This window comes from Cedecea sp. B1(4) (genome assembly GCF_059414925.1).
In genome coordinates this window covers 1-339 of the sequence record NZ_JCAHMZ010000312.1, presented here as the reverse complement: position 1 = coordinate 339, position 339 = coordinate 1, and the positions used below count along the sequence as shown (strand labels likewise).

General features: G+C 59.0%; 1 protein-coding gene. It reads left to right on the top strand.

The genetic code is table 11. The features are described from left to right. Nucleotides 1–33 precede the first annotated feature (33 nt). Nucleotides 34–339 (top strand): hypothetical protein (locus ACR6JA_RS23095; protein WP_494599844.1); only part of this gene is annotated, 306 nt, incomplete at its 3' end.

Sequence of the window (339 nt, the reverse complement as noted above, 5' to 3'; positions counted from 1 at the left end):
CAGCAGTATTCGACCCCCATGCCGATGTCAGTGGTGGCACAGCGTCTGTTGATCGGTGATGATGACGTGCAAGGCCGCTCGGTGTTGGAGCCGACAGCCGGAAACGGCGGGTTGATGAATCTACTCCCCGCGTCGATGAGGCTCTATGGAAACGAGCTCGATTTGGCACGGGTTGATGCCTTGAAGCACACGGGCCGGATCAGCGTCCATCAAGGCGACGCGGTAAGCATGTCTTTCGAGCGGGAGTTCGGCGTCAAGGAGGGGTTTGACTACAGCATCGCAAACCCGCCGTTTGGGCAGTTGGAGGTGCCCCGTGCATTCGACAAACTGCAGTCAGTG